We start from the raw sequence: 15,154 nt of genomic DNA, 5'->3' as shown, positions 1-15,154 counted from the left end.
GCCATTTGGCTAGAAATTGCCTCATGTTTTCGTGAGGCAATCTTGAGGTATCGTGTGTTTTATGATATAATTACTTATCCGCACATGAATGGAGAAGTAGCAATGCCGGTATCTTATGATAGACTTTGGAAAATTCTCATCGACAAAAAGATGAAACGCTCGGACTTGAAAGATGCCGCAGGCATTAGCTTTAATGTCTTAGCGAAGATGGGAAAAAATGAATTCGTATCAATGGAGAGCCTATATAAAATTTGTGTGGCTTTAGACTGCGGTATCGATGAAATTATGGAGTTTACGAATCATGAGCATGCTTGACTTTGCAATTAGGGCAACAACAGAATATATTGACCATATGCCGAAAAGCCAGCGCAAGAAATATGGCCAATTCTTTACAAGTAAGGAAACTGCTGTTTTTATGGCTGGGTTATTTGAAATTCCTAATGGGTGTCAGGCTCTCTCAATCCTTGATCCTGGTGCTGGTTCTGGAATACTTTCAATTGCATTATTGGAGCGTTTGCAATCTTTTTCGGAAATAAAAGAGATTTAACAAGTTTTCTGAGACACTCGCTTGGAAAACAGAAGTTTGGATCGCTGATATGCCGGATCATATGATTCATTTGAACGGGGACAAGTTTTTAGGGCCAAGGAAATAATTGAGGAGTGATATTTTGAATTTTACACACTATGATTTAGGCACCCTTGAACAGGGGCGTATTGTTGAAATATATCTGCAGGGAAATGCTGCAAATGTGCAACTGCTCGATTCCGCTAATTTTAGCAACTACAAAAATGGTAGGCGCTACCGCTATATTGGCGGTCTTGCTAAACAATCACCAATTCGTTTAAAAACATCACATTCTAGTCACTGGCATATAGCGATTGATTTAAGAGGGCTAGGAGGTAATGTTAAAAGTTCTGTGCGTGTATTGCCCCCTGCATTGCCGACAATTAAACAGCAACCATTATCTTCGGTTCCCTCTCTAGTACACAATCGTGGATTAGGAATAGATTTTGATGTTGATATGGATCCAGAATACGATGTATTTATATCTCATGCATCGGAAGATAAAGATGAGGTAGTGCGCCCGTTGGCGAACGCTTTGCGAGACAAAGGAATAAAAGTATGGTATGATGAGTTTGAAATGAAAATTGGTGATAGCCTTAGAAGAAAAATCGATAAAGGTTTGGCAAACAGCCGTTTTGGTATTGTGGTTGTTTCTAAAGATTTTATCAAAAAGGGTTGGACCAATTATGAGTTGGACGGAATTATTACCAAAGCTATATCTGGAGAACAAATTTTGCTTCCTATTTGGCACAATATTACTAAAAAAGAAGTAATTGATTTCAGCCCTTCGCTAGCGGACAAATTGGCCCGTAATACGGCCATCAATACTATTGATGAGATTGCTACAGAAATAGCAAACTTAATTCAAACTGCATAACTTGCGGCAGATAGAAAGGAAAGCTAAAATGTTATATCCATTATTTGATAAAGATTGTAATTTGATAGCATGGTTAGATCCAAGCAAAAATATTTTTGATACGGATATGCAATGGATCGCATATATCTCTTCTAATCATATTTGGTCAAGTTGTTCTGGAAATTGGTTAGGGCCGATAGAGGGTACTGTCTGTTATGATACAAATGGCAAAGTGTTTGCATGGAGTAACAATGGATCGTTACATGGAAAGGCAAGACCGGCACGCCCTGCAAGAGCAGCGCGACATGCGAGACCTGCCCAGCCTGCCCGGCCAGCTCGTCCTGCAAGACCAGCAAGGCCTGCAACTCCTGCAGGAGGGTGGTCATCGCTTTCGTTAAATGAGTGGCTGAATCAATAAACTCTTGGTGGCAACATCATGGCAACAAAAAATCAGATAGCCTCTACTATCTGAATAATGAAAAGAATACCAATACTCTGAGCTAAATCCCATAAGCAAATCTGCTTAGAAAACTTCTGACAGGAGCGAGTGGGAATAAGCAAAAAGTGGATATGAGGGCCCGCAAACCCTTGAAAATACTGACTTTTTGATTTTTCAAATCCCCATTTGATAGCAGATTGATAGCACTCGTCAAATCCCGATTTATTGAGTTTGAAAAGAAAAATCGGGTGGCTTGCGAGTAGCCTGAAAATCCTCATCTTTTTATTCATAAGTAAAAGGTCTAACTGATTTTTGCTAATCAGTTAGACCTTTTTTATTTTGCCCTCATTTATCTGAATTTTCTATTTTTGTGCAACAAATGGCCTTTCCCGTGGCCTACAAGTGAGAGGTTCAGATCAGACCCTCCGGCGGCACCTTGGCGCAGATCTGGCTGCTGTCGTACTCCGGATAGTGGTAACGCCAGCGGTCGTACTCCTCCTGGGAGATCTCTCCGGCCTCCAGCTTGGCGGCCTGTTCCCTCCAGGCCCAGAGCATCTCGTGCAGCCGGGCGGCGTCCTTGTTTTTGCGGAAATCTACCTGTAAGGCAAGCTCACCGTCCTGCTCGGTGACCTTCAGACCGTAGTTGTCCTCCAGGGTGAACAGGGTGTGCATCAGCCCCACATAGGAGTCTATATCCGGGACGGAAAGAGCATGGGGCGAGACATCCAGTACCTGTGCCAGGGCAGCAGTCAGGTCCGCCTTAGGGGTTCTTGATCCTGTTTCGTACTGTGCCAGGCGCACATCAGCGGACTTCTCCGGGAAGCCCAGCGCCATACCGAGATATTTCTGTGTCATCCCCCGCAGGAGACGGAAAAAGTGAATCCGTTCGCCAATCGCCATACATCCAGCTCCCATCTATGGTTGTTCTTATATGCAACAATAGCATATTTGCTTAGTTCTGTCAAGATAATCTAAGCAAATTTATTTAATAATATTTCTTCTAAAAGGCTTGAACTAAGCTTATATGTATAGTATTATAAGGGTACTAAGCGAATAAGCTTAGATAATATAGCACATCAAATGACCCGCCAGATTTTTGGTTGCGAAACTGAGAAAAAGTGGCGGACATAAGTAAGGAGGCATTTATGATACACAACACTTGCAGGCAGCAGTCACCACCAACAAAGAAAGGAAGGAATTTACCATGGCAAATCAGATTTTTATGCGTGTGGACGAAGTGGCCGAAGAGCTGGGGGTATCCGTACCCTACGCCTATAAGCTCATCCGGCAGATGAACGAGGAACTGGCGAAAACCGGCTGCATCACGATTTCCGGGCGGATCGACCGCAAGTTCTTCCACGAGAAGTTTTACGGAACCAGAACCGAGACAGCGAGAAAGGGGGAGTAATTTATGGCAGCGTTCAAGAACAAGGACAACGGCACCTGGTATGTGCAGTTCCGTTACACCGACTGGAAGGGCGAGCGCCAGCAGAAGCTCAAAAGGGGCTTTGCCACCAAACGGGAGGCCCTGGAATGGGAACGGGAGTTCCTGATGGAAAAGCAGGCCGATGTGAACATGACCTTTGAGAGCTTCGTTGCTCTCTATGAGAGGGATATTAAGCCCAAACTGAAACTCAACACCTGGCGCACCAAGGAGAGCATTATCCAGAAGAAAATCCTGCCCTATTTTGCCAAGCGGAAGCTGTCGGAGATCACATCCAAGGACATCATGCGCTGGCAGAACGAGATCCGGGAAATGCGGGACTGTCACGGCAAGCCACTGTCCAAAACCTACCTTAAAACTGTTCACAATCAACTTAGCGCTATTTTCAACCACGCTGCCCGGTTTTACGGTCTGAACCTCAACCCGGCCCGGCAGGCGGGTAACATGGGGGGCAGAGGAACGGAAGGAGATGCTGTTCTGGACCCGGGAGGAGTACACCAAGTTTTCTGAGGTCATGATGGATAAGCCGCTGTCCTTCTACGCCTTTGAGGTACTTTACTGGTGCGGCATCCGAGAGGGAGAGCTGCTGGCCCTGACCCCGGCGGACTTCGACTTTGAGAAGCGCACCCTCACCATCAACAAGTCTTACCAGCGGCTCAACAAGCAGGATGTCATCACCACCCCAAAGACACCAAAGAGCAACCGGGTGATTCAGATGCCCCAGTTCCTGTGTGACGAGTTGCAGGACTACCTCAAGCAGCTCTACGGCGTGGAGCCAGACAGCCGGATGTTTCCCATCAGCAAAAGCTATCTCCACCGGGAAATGGACCGTGGTTGCAAGCAAACGGGGGTGAAAAGGATCCGCATACACGATTTGAGACACCCGTATGTCAAGCACACGACAAAAAAATATAATTCTGAAAAGCAGAAAACCCAAGCTACCAAGATTGAGGATTTGATAGCCTGGGGTTTCTGTTTTTGTATCGTCAGTTATTCAAAGAGGTCATGGACCTTGTAAACAATCTCAATGCGGTTGTCGGGGAATACATATACCTTTTCAATCAGCAGATCGGTCAGCTCAGAGGTCAGCACATCTGCTTCTGCAATCGAGTGAACGATCTCTTGCCGGTTGCTTTGGCGGACCTGTTCTTCTCGCTTCAGTTTTGCCTGGGCGGTGACAGCAGCATAGGCATTTTTGACTTTCCGTATTTCTGCGTCATAAACTGCTTTCTCCGATTTATAAGCGTCCAGTTCGATCTGCCCCAGGAGATACCGTTCAAAGAGAGCTTGCTTCTGATCCCTCAAATCTTCTAACTGTTTCTCGTATTCGGAGCATTTAGCGGCGGTGGCGTCCAGGTGAAGGGTTCCGTCCTCATGTGCAGGCAGCAGGATTTCCAGCTGTTTTTTCAATGTGATAAGCACCGCTTCTTCCAGCCCGGCAGCATCCGCTCGTATAGTATGGCAGCGGCTGTTTGCATCGGCAGTCGAATGGCGGCACATATAAAACGGCTTCTTTTGCGCAATGCGGGAAAGTGCATGGTCACAGCAGCCACAATAAACCTTGCCTTTCAGTGGGTACGCCCTGGCTTTCCGGGCCGGTAAAGAAAACCGGCGCTGCACAGCTTGTACCTTTTCAAACAGCTCTTTCTCAATGATTGCCGGATGGTGGTCGGGAATAATGAACCATTTGTCACGGTCCTTCATGCGGCTCCGCGTACCACCCACTTCAATGACTGCCCGCCGTCCAATGACGTAGGAACCGATATAGCGTTCGTCCTCCAGGATGCGGAGAACCGTAGAACTGCTCCAGCGGCCACGAGAGCGTGAGACATCGTGGTACTGCTGCCCATGAGCGGCTTTATATTCTCCTGGGGTTGGGATGCCCCGCTTAAACAGTTCCCTGGTAATGGCTGCCGCTCCAATGCCAGTTGCCGCAAGCTGGAAAATGAGCTGTACCACCACAGCAGTTTCCGGGTTTGGCTCCATTCTGCCATCGGCGCTTTTGCGATACCCATACGGGCAAATCTTACTCTGATATTCTCCACGTTGCATTTTGGCGTATTTGGCACTTTTGGTTTTCATGGACATATCGCGGCTGTAATACTCGCTGATCAAATATTTGAAAGCCACATCCATCCCGCCGGTATCACCTTTGTGCTGATCGCTGTCGAAATCGTCATTGATGGAGATAAACCGGGTGTGAAACAATGGGAACACCCGCTCGATGAAGTAGCCGGTTTCGATGCTGTTTCGCCCAAACCGAGAAAAATCTTTTACAATGATGCAATCAATCTGATTGGCCCGCACCAATTCAATCAGCTCCTGGACTTTGGGACGCTCAAAATTTGTCCCGCTATATCCGTTGTCGATAAATTCCAGAACCTCTGCGTCAGTGGACTCCAGCATGGAAGAAACGAACTCGTTCAGCACAAGGTGCTGGTTCTCAATGCTCATGCTGTCGTATTTGTAATCCTCCAGGGAAAGACGGATATATAGGGCGATTACATATTTCTGCATTGGTTCAGCACCTCCTCGCAATGTTCAAATTCGCTTTGAAAACGGAAATGAACTGTAATCTGTTTCTCCCTGGAAACCTCCACACGTTCAATCAGCCGGTCAATCAGGGCTGCCGTCAGCTGGCGATCTTCCTTGATATGCTTTGCATCCTGGGACAGCATTTTATACTGTTCCAGCTGCCCGGCAATAATCGCAAGCCCCGCTTTCAGATGCTCGATTTCCTTGCTGACCGCCTCGATTTTGGCTTCGTACTTCTCTTTGAAGGCAAAATACTCGTCTTGTGACAGATGGTTCTGGATCAGACCCTCATACAATCCGCGCTGGTAGGTACGCAGCTGTTGGATTTCCTGTTTCCGGCTGGCAATTTTAGCCTGAATACTTTTCTGCTCCTCAGCTTCTTTGGAGAGGCTTTCCAGGCCGATTGAGTATTGCCCCAGCGTGGTATCAAGCTGCTCCTGTATCATATCGGCCAGGGCATCCAACAGCTCTTTTTCAAAGATAAACGTGCCAGGGCAAGCGCCTTTCTTGATGCGGTTGTTGCTGATGCAGTGGTAGACATATACATCCGGGGTCTTTTTGCGGACGCATTTTTGCCGGTGAAGGCTGTGCCCACAGTGGGCGCAGAAAATTTTCCCTCTCAGAAGATTGGGGGACCAGGAATGTATTTCCCTGTCCTTGGCCTGTTGTGCAGCATGGTCTAAGGCTTTTTGTACAGCATCGAACAGCTCTCTGCTCACAATGGCCTCATGCGTATCACGAACGACCGTCCATTCATCGGCGCTGGCCCTGACCTGTTTGTGGTCGATGACCTTGGAGACGCCCTGCACAAGATCGCCGGCATAAACGCCTGCCCGGAGAATTTTGGCAACCGTGCGCGTCTGCCAATTCCCATTTCCAATCAAATTCTCATGTGTAATCTCGCCCAGCCTTTTCTTATAGTGGCTTGGGGAGAGGACCCCAGCCTCGTTTAATCGAACTGCAATGGTGTTTAGGCCATCGCCTTCAGCGGCCCACTGAAACATAGTTTTGACCACCTCAGCCGCCACCGGGTCAACGATCAGTTGGTGGCAATCATCGGGGGCTTTCAAATATCCATAGGGTGTACGCCCGCCAACGTACTTGCCATCTTTCATTGCCTGCCGCTGCTGCGCTTTGATCTTTTTCGCTATATCCAGCGCATAGGCTTCGTTAATCATGTTCCGCAGAGGAATGATAATGCCATCATGGGCATGATCCGGGGAGGAAGAATCATAGCGGTCGTTTACAGCGATAAATCGAACCCCCTGTGTGGGAAAATACCGCTCGATATAGTAGCCAGTGTCAATGACATTCCGCCCCAGGCGGGAAAGATCTTTGACAATGACACAGTTGATAAGGCCCGCTTCAATATCGGAGAGCATCTGCTGGAAGCCGGGCCGGTGAAAATTCGTACCCGTTGCACCGTTGTCAATGTAGGTTTGAACCACGATGATTTCCGGGTTCTGCTCCAGATACCGGGCGATAATCAGCTGCTGGGTTTCAATAGAGGCAGTACGGGTATGCTTATCCTCAACGGAAAGCCGCACATAAACTCCGGCACGGCAAGTTGTATCTATCTCCGGCGCAGGAAGCACCGCAGTTTCTTTTCTGCTTTTTCTTGCCACAAATTATCCCACCTTTCTTTGGCTTGTTTGCTCCGCCAACTGAATCAGTTGAATGGCTTTCTGGTATTCATCCTGATATGTGAAGGTGATCTCCAGTTCCTTTTTCCCAATCACCTTGATACTCTGTATCATGTGAACCACAGCTTTGCGGTCAAGGGTCTCCATCGTGGAAAACTGCGTGAAATGGGAAATCCAACGGTTCCGCTCACTTCGGTTTTCCAACACATCGGACAGCTTATCTTTCAGCGTGCGGATCGCTTCTTTCGCATTTTCCGCAGCCCTTGTGTATTTGGCTTTATAATCGGTGTATTCTTCTTTGTCGATTGTGCCGGTAACCAGGTTTTCGTAAAGGCGGGCCTTAAACTCCAACGCCTGCGCCAACTGCCGCTCATTGGCTGCGATGTGGGAAGCGTATTCATTCGCCAGCGCCTGGTTGATGTTGCTCTGGTCGATGCCGTCCAGAATGGCTTGCAGGCAGGTCACATTGTCTATGTACCCCTTCAGGCTGTCTTTGACACACTCCACCAGATCGCTCTCCTTGAGCATCACAGGATTGGCACAGCCATGCTTTTTCCCGGTGGGGCAGTAATAATAGTGGTATTCCTTGCCTTTGACCCGGTTCGTTTTCCGCGTCATGCGCGCCCCGCAGCAGCCGCAGATCAAGATGCCGGAGAACAAATATACCGTATCTTTCTTTGGTGACGTGCGGGTATCCAGCCTGCGGATACGCTGAACAAGCTCGAAATCCTGCTTGGGAATCAGTGGCTCATGGGCGTCGGGAACGCGAATCCATTCAGAGGATGGCCGCTGCTCCATCTGTTTGATTTTATAGTGCGGCGTACCCTGTTTTCCCTGTACCAGTGTGCCAGTATAGGTTTCGTCCTGCAAAATGCGGATAACCGTCGTAGCAGACCATTTACAGTCCTCTTTGTCTGTGTATCCATGTTTGGCATAAGGGAAACCGTTGTTTTTCTTATAGGCCAGTGGCGACAGGACGCCCATCTCATTTAAGGTAGTGGCGATCCGCAGTGCGCTTGTCCCATCCAGACGCATACGGAAAATGTCCTGGACAACACGGGCCGCATACGGGTCTGGTACAAGCAGGTTTTTGTTTTCCTCTGACTTCATATAGCCGTAAACAGGGAAAGCCCCAACAAAATCTCCGTTCCGCCGCTTTATATCCAAAGAGGTACGGGTTTTGATGGAAATGTCCCGGCAGTAGGCTTCGTTCATAATGTTCTTGACGGATACGGTCAAGTCGTCCCCGCTGTTCTCATGGGCAGTGTCGATATTATCCGTGATGGCAATAAAGCGAACCCCATAAGCGGGAAACACCCGCCGCAGGTAGCGCCCGGTTTCGATGTATTCCCGCCCCAGGCGGGAAAGGTCTTTGACTATGACGCAGTTGATCTTGCCATCGGTAATATGCCGGTACTTCCGGCGTTCGTAGGCGGCATCGTCCTGCTCCTGGCCCCGGATCGCGGCCAGGACTTCCTCAGCCACGTCCACAAAGACATCGGTTTTATATGTATCGGGATACAGGTCCCGAAGATTGATCTTCTGCATGATGTACCTCCGTTTCAATTCACTGGTTGACGGGTGAACCGAAACGAAGGCGGCGGGCGGCACCGTTCGGGAAAATTCCCGAAAAAACGACAAGGAAAAGCGCCAGTTTCCGATGTACGGTGGCTGGCGCTTTTTATATGCGTCTTATAAGTCTTATGAACCAGCCACGATAGTGCCTGTTCATAAGCAGATGGGGGCCGGTTGGCGGCCAGGCTTTTTTTGGCAGGTAAATCCCTGCCGAATTATGTAGAAACCCTCTGTGCTTCACGGCGGCTCCCTCCGCGGGCCGCCGTGTCAGCGTGTAGTCGTCACTCCTTTGTCGAGAGCATAAGGAACGGCGGCCTTGATTTTGTCAAAGCCGCCGTAAGGTTGAGTATAGGGCATGGCGATTGCCTGCTGAACGACGGCTTTTTTCTTTTGCCGTCGTCCGGCAGGTAAAACTAATTATTTTGCTTTCCTGTTCAGCCCTTTCAGAATGAACAGTGCCAGAACAACACAGACCAGTAGAACGATGATACCAATGAAAACCTGAACCATGCTTGCATCGTAATAGCCGGAGATATTGAAAACGGCTGTCATGGGATATACCGTCTTTAGCTGGCTGGACATACTTGCGAACAGTCCGGCGAACGAATAAATTTCAGCAAATACCAGCGCCAGCCAGTAACCTTTTTTCATCCGGGCCACCAAAGCGATAATCGGAGAAATGGCAAAGAACACGCCGATCCCGTCCAGAAGATATGTTTTCAGGTTTCCCAAAACAAGACCAATGGAAAGAACTTCAAAGTGCAAAACGGCCTCAACGAGAAAGGTAATCGCAAAAAGCAGAAGATAGATTAAGACGCTGAACACCAGAGCAAGCATCATTTTGGAGAGTGTCAGCTTCACTTCATCCACGGGAATGAGCCGCAGGGATTTCAGGGTGTCCTCCTGTTCCTCTCGGCAGATCATATAGCTGCCCAGCAGGGCAATGACCGCAGGCAGCACATAAAAGGTGGCAAGGGATTGGGCCGCTGTCATAAACCATCCGGCCCCGTCGATATAGCGGCTTTCATAGAACGTGAACTGCCCCTGTGCAAAGACAATCAACGCCACCATAACTGTGGCAAACCCGGCAATCCACAAAATTTTGGAACGGCGGAGTTTCCGGCGCTCCGCCCAAAGTAAAAGCTCCATTTCAAATGCACCTCACTTTCTCTTTTTCAAAGCAGCCCCAGCCAGCAGGACAGAAGCAACGCCCCACACACCTATGCAGAGGAACGCCCCCGGAATGTTGAGGGGCTGGGTAATTACGACACCCGGAATATCCCGCATGACAATGGCGGTCATACTGGACAGTGGATGCAGGTACATATTCACCATTAAGAGGATAAAGCCGAGGAACGTATAAACCAGTGTCAGACAGACGGGAAGTATATAGCCTTTTTGCGCTGCGGCAACCGCCAGTACCGGCAGCATGGCAAAGGCGGTCAGCAGAGAGATTTCCATACACTTCCGCAGAAGATAAAGGACGCTCCCGCTGTCAAAGGCAATATAGCCGGACAGGACGCCAGTAAGGATGGACGCGGCTGCGGTAATCAGCATGAAGCAGGCCGAGTACACCAGCACCACAGCAAATTTACTGAAAAAGTACGCCATCTTATTGACTGGCACGATCCAGAGCTGTTTGAGCATATCATATTGGTTTTCGTTATACATCAGCATGGTACACAGCATCCCCAGCACCACCGGCAGGATAATCCACGGGGTATAGCTGAACGCCGTCCACTTGTAAAACTCGATGGGTTCCACGCCGGTTCCCTTAACACTTGCGAAGTAGAACACGGCGGCCAGCGGCATAAACAGAGCTGCCAGCAGCATGAGCCAGATAAACTTTCTCCGGCGCAGCTTTAGAAATTCAACCTGTATCAGTTTAAGCAATGCCCTCTCCCCCCGTAATCTGCTTGAAATAGTCCTCAAGGGTATCATTGCAGATTTGGGAGCTGATAACAGCCACATCCTGCACCACAAGGGCCTTGTTGATTGCCGCCATATCCAGTGCGGTGTCATAGAGCCGCAGGTTATGTTCGTCCTGCACCGCATAATCCGTCACATGGAACTGCCGTTCCAAAATCAGAGAGGCTTTGGGGACATCCGACACCTGAAGCTGGATGTATTTCCGATTTTTCTTTTCCAAATCCTCCATGCTGCTTTCTTCCAGCAGTACGCCGTGGTCGATGATGCCAATATCATCCGCCAGAAGTGCGATTTCGGAAAGAATGTGGCTGGAAATCAGGATGGTTTTGCCACGATCCACGCTTAAATCCTTGATAAAATTCCGCACTTCGGCAATGCCGATGGGGTCAAGCCCGTTGGTCGGTTCATCCAGGATCAAAAGCTCCGGGTCATGCAGGATGGCGTTGGCAATGCCGAGGCGCTGCTTCATACCGAGAGAATACTTGCTGAACAGCTTTTTGTCCCGGTAAGGAAGCCCCACGACTTCCAGTGCGTTCTTGACGGCGTTGGGCCGGGGCGTCCCGCGCAGCTTCGCAAAGATTTCAAGGTTTTCTGTGCCGGTCAGGTTCGGGTAAAAGCCGGGAGTTTCGATGATAGCCCCAATACGGGGATAAATGCGTTTCTCATGGCCTTTGATGTTCTGGCCGAACACATCCACTTCGCCGGAAGTGATTGGCGTAAGGCCCAAAATCATTTTCATAATGGTGGTCTTACCGGCTCCATTTCGGCCCAAAAGCCCGTAAATCCGGCCCGGCTTCACATGAATATCCACAGAACTGACGGCGGTTTGCTCGCCGTAAATCTTCGTCAGCTTTTTGGTTTCAATCACAAAGTCACTCATAAAGATGCCTCTCTTTCTTATTCTGCTTCATTTTTCCAAATGACATAGTTGTAAAGGCTGCCATCCGGGGAATAGTTGATGAACACTTTGAAATCGCCCTTTTCACAGGGAATGACAAATTCAACACGGATTTGGTCGGAGTGTTCCGGCACATAACAGGACACCTCCGGGGAAGCGTCCTCCGGCAGTCCGCCCAGCTTATCGGCTTCTTCCTCCCATGTTTCCTGTATCGCCTCCGCAGAAGTGTTGTCCTGTACGCCCTGCGGCAGCGCATTGAAGAAAGTTTCAAAATCTCCATCCATCATCTGGTTAAAGTATTCGGTTGCTTCCTCTGTAATGGCCTGCTGGTCGGGGGCCTCGCTGGAAGATGGGGCGGCCTGCTGGCAGGCGCAAAGTGAAAAAGTGAACAGAACACAGAGGAATAAACTAATCAATCGTTTCATAGGTCTTTCCTTTCAGTAAGATTGCTTTTTTAGAGCCACGACGGATGCGGCGGCAAATGCGGCACCAATCAGGAGCAGCGAACCGGCACAAACAAGCGGCGAAGTATTGGGTAAAACGCCTTGCATTAGGCTTTCTACCATAGCTGCGGCTGCTTCGGAAATATGGGGATAAATCCCCATCACGCTTGCCAGCGGGTGTATTCCCGTAAGGTAAGCCGGGGCAATGACTACGGGAACCAGATAAAGCAGCGTCATGCCAATAGGCAGGATATATCCTTTTGACAGCGTGGCAAGAAACACAATCGGAAGCATGGCTATGGGGATCAGAAGCCCGCCCGTCAGATACAAAAGGCCAGCATCCATCAGTGTTTGGGCGTTCAGGTCGGAAAATCCCCCGGCAATCAGCCCGCCGACAACACATAAAAGAAAGGTAATCAGGCACAGTCCCACGGACATCAGGATCACCACAGCGACTTTTGAAAAGTATAGCTGCGCTTTTGTGATAGGAATGATGAGCAGTTCTTTCAGCGTGTCGTTCTTGTGTTCGTCAAAAAATAAGGTTGTGGCGAACATTCCCAGCACAATCGGCAGGAACAGGCTGGACAGGTTCTTAAACGCCAAAGTGTAGAGGTCGCCAAAGCTATCCATGTAGGGGCTGCTCCTTGCAATGCTGCAAGCCCGCTCAATCGCAAATGCTCCAAACAGCAGCGTCAGAGCCAGAATACACCAGACAATCTTATTTCGCTTCCATTTCTGGATTTCAGTTGCAATGATCGTCATGCGGTTTCCTCCTTTCATGGTTCCCATTATAAAGGCCAAACCTTGCCATAACCTTGCCGAGAAAAAATTTTTTCAAAAAAAGCTCTGTGATTTCACAGAGCTTTCGGAAGTATGATGGTAAATGTTGTTCCAGCTTCAAGGATACTGTCTGCCGTGATGGTTCCTTTATGGACGCTTACCAGTTCCTTAGCAATGGAGAGGCCCAGCCCGTTCCCTTTGGCAGATCGGGAGTGGTCGCATTGATACATCCGCTCAAAGATATGGGGGAGATCAGCGGCGGAAATCCCTTTCCCGTTATCAGCCACTATGATTTTTGCCTGCTGCTCCGTTTCGGTCACGGTCAGGGTCACTTGTCTTGCGCCGCTGTGCGTCAGGATATTTTGCAGCAGGTTATTGAGAATACGGGTGTAGGCGGTAGGGTCAACCCTCGTCATGTATTCTGTTTCGGGTATCTCAATTTCATAGGTGAGATTGTGACTTTCCAGCAGCGGCACCCAGTCGGCCATGATGTCGCGGGAAAGCTCGTTCAGGTCGCAGACTTCAAAATGAAAAATCTGCTCCCCGGCATCCAGCTTCACCCATTCAAACAGGGCGGTCACAAAGTCTTTCAGGTGGTGGGCTTTTTCCATAGCTACCCGAATATATTCTTCCTGCTCGGCCCCTGTCACCATCTTGCTTTCCACGGCTTCCAAATAGCCCACCAGAGAGGCAAGCGGCGTTTTCACATCATGGGAAAGGCTTGTCATAAGCCGTTTATAAGCCTGCTCGGATTGCTTCTGCTGTATCAGTCGGGATTGGCTGCTCATAGCAATCTCGTTGATGTCATAGCAGATTTGTTTCGTCAGATCGCTTTCCCGCGCCAGTACACGGCGGTTCAAGTTCCCGTTCTTTATATCTGCCAGAGCGTCTTTGATAAGGGAAAGCTGGCCCCGGACGCGGTGAAGTTTTGCCAAAAGGTAACCGATTACCAGTAGGGCAATCAATAGGGCCAGCAGCAGATAAAGATTTAACTCCATGCTCATGCCTCCTTATTGAACCGATACCCCACACCCCGGACGGTTTGGATATAAAACGGCTGTTCTGGATTTGGCTCAATCTTCTTCCGTAGTTTACTGATAAAGGCCATGATATTGTTATCGTCAAAGTCGTATTCTTCCGTCCATACCTGCGTGTAAAGTTGCTTTTTTGTAAATACCCGTCCCTTATTGGACGCCAAAACCAGAAGCAAATCAAATTCCTTGCCGGTTAGCTCTACCGGGATATTTTGGACATTCACCGTCCGATTGACTTTATCAATCACCATATCTTTCAGAAGTATGGTGGCGGCCTCGTTCCCGGTCACGGGATTTAGGGTGGTGTAGCGCCGGATTAGGGAATTGACGCGGGCCATCAGCTCGTTAATGCTGAAAGGTTTTGTCAGGTAATCGTCCGCCCCCAGCCGCAAGCCGGAAACCTTATCTTCCTCGTCGCTTTTGGCAGTCAGCATCAGCACCGGCACATTATTTTTCTCCCGGATTTTCTGCAATACCTGAAAGCCGTCCATATCGTGCCGTGTCCAGCAGGCGCGCCAGCTTCTTCAGCCCGCGCCGGATGCTCGCCCACACACGGCGGCGGTCGGTGCCCTCGATCTGGGCGATCTCGGCCACCGTCATGCCCAGGTAAAACCGGGCGTAGATGCGCCGGGCCTGGATGGCGGGCAGCTGCATCAGCGCAGCATACACTTCCTCCTGCAGCTGCTTCTGCTCCAGGACTTCCTCCGGGGTGAGCGGCCGGTTGATGGCATCGTTTTCAATGCCATCCTCCCGGTTCAGAGAGTAGTGGGCCTTGTGCCGGTACTTCCGACGCTCATAGGCCGCATCGCCCTGCTCCTGGCCCCGGATCGTGGCCAGGACTTCCTCGGTCACATCCACAAAGACATCGGTTTTATATGTATCGGGATACAGGTCCCGAAGATTGATCTTCTGCATAATGTACCTCCGTTTCAATTCACTGGTTGACGGGTGAACCGAAACGAAGGCGGTGGGCGGCACCGTTCGGGGAAATTCCCGAAAAAACGACAAGCAAA

At 49.4% G+C, this 15,154-nt stretch carries 16 protein-coding genes and 3 pseudogenes; 7 read left to right on the top strand and 12 right to left on the bottom strand.

The features are described from left to right. Positions 1 to 102 precede the first annotated feature (102 nt). The 5 genes and pseudogenes from B5F54_RS07080 (at position 103) to B5F54_RS18395 (ending at position 1,839) form a co-directional block, all read left to right on the top strand. Positions 103 to 315 carry a helix-turn-helix domain-containing protein gene (locus B5F54_RS07080; protein ID WP_087232398.1) on the top strand — a complete coding sequence of 71 codons (213 nt, stop codon included), beginning with the start codon at positions 103 to 105 and terminating at the stop codon, positions 313 to 315. Then, positions 302 to 547, top strand: a complete 246-nt coding sequence (locus B5F54_RS07075; protein WP_087232395.1) for a hypothetical protein — start codon at positions 302 to 304, stop codon at positions 545 to 547. Before B5F54_RS07080 ends, B5F54_RS07075 begins: the two co-directional genes overlap by 14 nt. A gap of 31 nt (positions 548 to 578) precedes the next feature. After that, positions 579 to 653, top strand: a pseudogene (locus tag B5F54_RS18400) (hypothetical protein); the annotation flags it as partial. Positions 654 to 668: 15 nt separating this feature from the next. After that, entirely contained in the window at positions 669 to 1,442 is a 774-nt protein-coding gene (locus B5F54_RS07065) for a DUF1883 domain-containing protein (protein ID WP_087232392.1), read from the top strand. 28 nt (positions 1,443 to 1,470) lie between these two features. After that, complete coding sequence (locus B5F54_RS18395) at positions 1,471 to 1,839, top strand: 4-fold beta flower protein (protein ID WP_442856112.1); 369 nt, start codon at positions 1,471 to 1,473, stop codon at positions 1,837 to 1,839. A 432-nt stretch (positions 1,840 to 2,271) separates the two neighbouring features. On the opposite strand, the gene B5F54_RS07050 is transcribed toward B5F54_RS18395, so the two are convergent. Beyond that, complete coding sequence (locus tag B5F54_RS07050; RefSeq protein WP_087232382.1) at positions 2,272 to 2,760, bottom strand: helix-turn-helix domain-containing protein; 489 nt, start codon at positions 2,758 to 2,760, stop codon at positions 2,272 to 2,274. A 304-nt stretch (positions 2,761 to 3,064) separates the two neighbouring features. On the opposite strand from B5F54_RS07050, the gene B5F54_RS07045 reads away from it, so the two are divergent. After that, complete coding sequence (locus B5F54_RS07045) at positions 3,065 to 3,268, top strand: DNA-binding protein (protein WP_050624082.1); 204 nt, start codon at positions 3,065 to 3,067, stop codon at positions 3,266 to 3,268. 3 nt (positions 3,269 to 3,271) lie between these two features. After that, positions 3,272 to 4,322, top strand: a pseudogene (locus tag B5F54_RS07040) (tyrosine-type recombinase/integrase). Here the strand turns inward: B5F54_RS07040 and B5F54_RS07035 are convergent. The 11 genes and pseudogenes from B5F54_RS07035 to B5F54_RS06985 form a co-directional block, all read right to left on the bottom strand. Then, the gene (locus tag B5F54_RS07035) at positions 4,295 to 5,821 is read right to left on the bottom strand and encodes a recombinase family protein (protein WP_072849781.1); all 1,527 of its coding nucleotides are present in this window, start codon (positions 5,819 to 5,821) and stop codon (positions 4,295 to 4,297) included. The pseudogene B5F54_RS07040 and the gene B5F54_RS07035 overlap by 28 nt on opposite strands. Continuing rightward, entirely contained in the window at positions 5,806 to 7,464 is a 1,659-nt protein-coding gene (locus tag B5F54_RS07030) for a recombinase family protein (protein ID WP_072849783.1), read from the bottom strand. Before B5F54_RS07030 ends, B5F54_RS07035 begins: the two co-directional genes overlap by 16 nt. Before the next feature lie 3 nt (positions 7,465 to 7,467). After that, positions 7,468 to 9,030: a recombinase family protein gene (locus B5F54_RS07025; protein ID WP_242969656.1), complete on the bottom strand. Its 1,563-nt coding sequence runs from the start codon at positions 9,028 to 9,030 to the stop codon at positions 7,468 to 7,470. 444 nt (positions 9,031 to 9,474) lie between these two features. Beyond that, positions 9,475 to 10,206: an ABC transporter permease gene (locus tag B5F54_RS07020; protein ID WP_072849791.1), complete on the bottom strand. Its 732-nt coding sequence runs from the start codon at positions 10,204 to 10,206 to the stop codon at positions 9,475 to 9,477. Between the two features lie 12 nt (positions 10,207 to 10,218). Beyond that, complete coding sequence (locus B5F54_RS07015; protein WP_072849793.1) at positions 10,219 to 10,950, bottom strand: ABC transporter permease; 732 nt, start codon at positions 10,948 to 10,950, stop codon at positions 10,219 to 10,221. Next, entirely contained in the window at positions 10,943 to 11,866 is a 924-nt protein-coding gene (locus tag B5F54_RS07010; RefSeq protein WP_071433747.1) for an ABC transporter ATP-binding protein, read from the bottom strand. The genes B5F54_RS07015 and B5F54_RS07010 overlap by 8 nt, the downstream gene beginning before the upstream one ends. A gap of 17 nt (positions 11,867 to 11,883) precedes the next feature. Further along, positions 11,884 to 12,309, bottom strand: a complete 426-nt coding sequence (locus tag B5F54_RS07005; protein WP_087232379.1) for a DUF3887 domain-containing protein — start codon at positions 12,307 to 12,309, stop codon at positions 11,884 to 11,886. Between the two features lie 12 nt (positions 12,310 to 12,321). Beyond that, positions 12,322 to 13,089, bottom strand: a complete 768-nt coding sequence (locus B5F54_RS07000) for an ABC transporter permease (protein ID WP_072849796.1) — start codon at positions 13,087 to 13,089, stop codon at positions 12,322 to 12,324. Positions 13,090 to 13,181: 92 nt separating this feature from the next. Continuing rightward, a complete protein-coding gene (locus tag B5F54_RS06995; protein WP_071433753.1) occupies positions 13,182 to 14,105 on the bottom strand; it encodes a sensor histidine kinase in 924 nt (307 codons plus the stop codon). A 2-nt stretch (positions 14,106 to 14,107) separates the two neighbouring features. Continuing rightward, positions 14,108 to 14,635: pseudogene (locus B5F54_RS06990) on the bottom strand (response regulator transcription factor); the annotation flags it as partial. Continuing rightward, a complete protein-coding gene (locus B5F54_RS06985) occupies positions 14,589 to 15,056 on the bottom strand; it encodes an RNA polymerase sigma factor (protein ID WP_087232375.1) in 468 nt (155 codons plus the stop codon). The gene B5F54_RS06985 and the pseudogene B5F54_RS06990, both read right to left, overlap by 47 nt. Positions 15,057 to 15,154: the final 98 nt, after the last annotated feature.

It is taken from the genome of Anaeromassilibacillus sp. An250 (assembly GCF_002159845.1).
GTDB classification, from domain to species: Bacteria; Bacillota; Clostridia; order Oscillospirales; family Acutalibacteraceae; genus Anaeromassilibacillus; species Anaeromassilibacillus stercoravium.
This window is presented reverse-complemented; position numbering and strand designations above follow the sequence as displayed.

What these genes read in the sequence shown, in the direction of transcription:
- B5F54_RS07000 (WP_072849796.1), bottom strand. Translation starts at nt 13,089, where the DNA reads ATGACGATCATTGCAACTGAAATCCAGAAATGGAAGCGAAATAAGATT.
- B5F54_RS07045 (WP_050624082.1), top strand. Translation starts at nt 3,065, where the DNA reads ATGGCAAATCAGATTTTTATGCGTGTGGACGAAGTGGCCGAAGAGCTG.
- B5F54_RS18395 (WP_442856112.1), top strand. Translation starts at nt 1,471, where the DNA reads ATGTTATATCCATTATTTGATAAAGATTGTAATTTGATAGCATGGTTA.
- B5F54_RS07020 (WP_072849791.1), bottom strand. Translation starts at nt 10,206, where the DNA reads ATGGAGCTTTTACTTTGGGCGGAGCGCCGGAAACTCCGCCGTTCCAAA.
- B5F54_RS07005 (WP_087232379.1), bottom strand. Translation starts at nt 12,309, where the DNA reads ATGAAACGATTGATTAGTTTATTCCTCTGTGTTCTGTTCACTTTTTCA.
- B5F54_RS06995 (WP_071433753.1), bottom strand. Translation starts at nt 14,105, where the DNA reads ATGGAGTTAAATCTTTATCTGCTGCTGGCCCTATTGATTGCCCTACTG.
- B5F54_RS07050 (WP_087232382.1), bottom strand. Translation starts at nt 2,760, where the DNA reads ATGGCGATTGGCGAACGGATTCACTTTTTCCGTCTCCTGCGGGGGATG.
- B5F54_RS06985 (WP_087232375.1), bottom strand. Translation starts at nt 15,056, where the DNA reads ATGCAGAAGATCAATCTTCGGGACCTGTATCCCGATACATATAAAACC.
- B5F54_RS07075 (WP_087232395.1), top strand. Translation starts at nt 302, where the DNA reads ATGAGCATGCTTGACTTTGCAATTAGGGCAACAACAGAATATATTGAC.
- B5F54_RS07080 (WP_087232398.1), top strand. Translation starts at nt 103, where the DNA reads ATGCCGGTATCTTATGATAGACTTTGGAAAATTCTCATCGACAAAAAG.
- B5F54_RS07025 (WP_242969656.1), bottom strand. Translation starts at nt 9,030, where the DNA reads ATGCAGAAGATCAATCTTCGGGACCTGTATCCCGATACATATAAAACC.
- B5F54_RS07035 (WP_072849781.1), bottom strand. Translation starts at nt 5,821, where the DNA reads ATGCAGAAATATGTAATCGCCCTATATATCCGTCTTTCCCTGGAGGAT.
- B5F54_RS07010 (WP_071433747.1), bottom strand. Translation starts at nt 11,866, where the DNA reads ATGAGTGACTTTGTGATTGAAACCAAAAAGCTGACGAAGATTTACGGC.